2 protein-coding genes are annotated in these 1,776 nt (G+C 75.7%); both read right to left on the bottom strand.

Features of this window, described 5'->3' with window-relative positions:
* The coding region (locus G3I41_RS17580) for an LLM class flavin-dependent oxidoreductase (RefSeq protein ID WP_164401173.1) at positions 1-506 on the bottom strand (506 nt) is incomplete at its 3' end.
* Between the two features lie 430 nt (positions 507-936).
* Positions 937-1,776, bottom strand: an 840-nt coding sequence (locus G3I41_RS17575) for a hypothetical protein (RefSeq protein ID WP_164401172.1), incomplete at its 5' end; no start/stop codon positions are given.

The raw sequence follows: 1,776 nt of genomic DNA, 5'->3' as shown, positions 1-1,776 counted from the left end.
GCCGGTCCGGGCGTGCCGTCGACGACGACCACGGGCCGGCCCTGGGGCGGCTCCCAGTGGTGCCGGCGCCGGGCGCAGACCTCGGCGTACTTCCCGGCCCCGTCCCACAGGGCGTCGGCGGACGCGGCGGGGCGGCGGCCGAACAGCCGCGCCTCTGCCTCCGCGGCCGACACGCCGACGCGCCAGCCCGCCCGGCCCCGGCTGACCCAGTCCAGGGTCGCCACGGCGGACGCCAGGCGGGACGGCTCGGTGTGGGTGGCGGTGAGCGTCGGCACGAGGCCGATGCGGCGGGTGGCGGGGGCCACCCGGGCGAGGACGGCGAGCGCGTCGGGGCCCGGCCGGGCGAAGGAGTCGCCGAGGGTGACGAAGTCGAGCGCGCCGCCCTCCGCGAGCCGGGCGAGACCGGTGTGGTGGGCGGCGTCGTAGCGGGGCGGGCCGCCGATCTCGGCGGCCAGGTGGAGGGGCCGGAGGGCGGCAGGACGGGGTGCTGGTGTGCGCGCGGGCATGCGGAGGCTCCGTGGATACGGTGAACACGGGGCGCGTCCTCGGCGCGGACGGCGGAAAGCAGCAGCGTGGAGCGAGGCGGACGGGCCCCTCAGCCCGGTCCTCGTCCGAGACAAGCGCTGTGCGGGGCGGACTGTCAAGCCTGTCCACACTGTGAGCACGACGTCTCAGGGCAGTTGACGGGTCATCGGATGGCTGTTCCACTGGAGCCATGCAATCGCAGCAGTGGCTGGTCAAGCGCTCCCACATCGACTTCGGTCGCGTGTGGTCCTGTTCCTGTTGAGCCGACGCCCTGCTCCCCGCGCCCGCCCCGCCCTTGTCCAGGCGCGCCCTCGCACATCCGGCACAGCAGCACACCCTCCCCTCGCCGCGTCCCGCTCCGCCCTGCCGCGGAGCGGGACGCGGGGGTGACGACGTACAGGTGACGCCGCCTCAGCAGTCGCACCCGCAATCACAGCCGTCACAGCAGTTGCAACAGTCGCAGCAGTTGCTGCACGCGTCGCAGCCGTCACAGCAGTCCCCGCAGTCGCACTGGCTGCACAGCCCCTCGCGCCGCTGACGCGACCAGGGGTCCTCGAAGGTGCCGCAGCACATCTGGCAGGTGCAGGCGAGCCCCGCCCACACCAGGCAGCCCATGACGAGACCACGCCGGTCGCGCGGCGGCTCGGGCGGCCGGGGCCCGGAGGGCCCGCCCGGCCCCGTGGGCGCGTACGGATTGCCCGGCGGCGGTCCGAAGGAGCCCGTGGGCGGCGTTTCTGACGGTCCGCCGGTCAGCAGCCCGCCGGACCGGTGCGAGCAGACGTCCGTGGCGAAGGCCCGGTCCACCGAGCGCCGGAGTTCGTGGGTCAGCAGCACATGGGTGAGCCTGCCGTCGGTGAACTCCGCGTCGGCCAGCGCCAGCCGTACGCCCTTCAGCGCGTCGTCGCACAGCCGGCGGGCCTCCGCGCGCGAGGTGCCGGTCGCGGTGAGCGGGTTCCAGGCGCCCGTCGCGGCGTCGGCTTCCTGGTCCTCGACGGCGTCCAGCAGGTGCGCGAGGCGTCCGAAGAGGCGCCCGGCCTCGGCGAGCGGTCCGGCGTTGCGCGGCTTGCCCGCGAGGACGGCGGTGTGCGCGAAGGCCGCGGCGGTGGCGGTCTCGGTGGGCTCGGTGACGGTCAGCAGCGGGGTGCCGGGGCCCGCGAGGAGTTCGATGCCGGTCTGCCGGTCGACCGCGTCGACCAGGAGCGCGGTGTCGAAGCCGAGCTGGGCGCCGGTGCGTGCCCCGGCCCGGTCCCA

This window comes from Streptomyces sp. SID9727, assembly GCF_010550605.1.
Classification (GTDB): Bacteria; Actinomycetota; Actinomycetes; order Streptomycetales; family Streptomycetaceae; genus Streptomyces.
The sequence above is the reverse complement of the archived record's forward strand: the minus strand, read 5'-3'. Positions and strand labels throughout refer to the sequence as shown.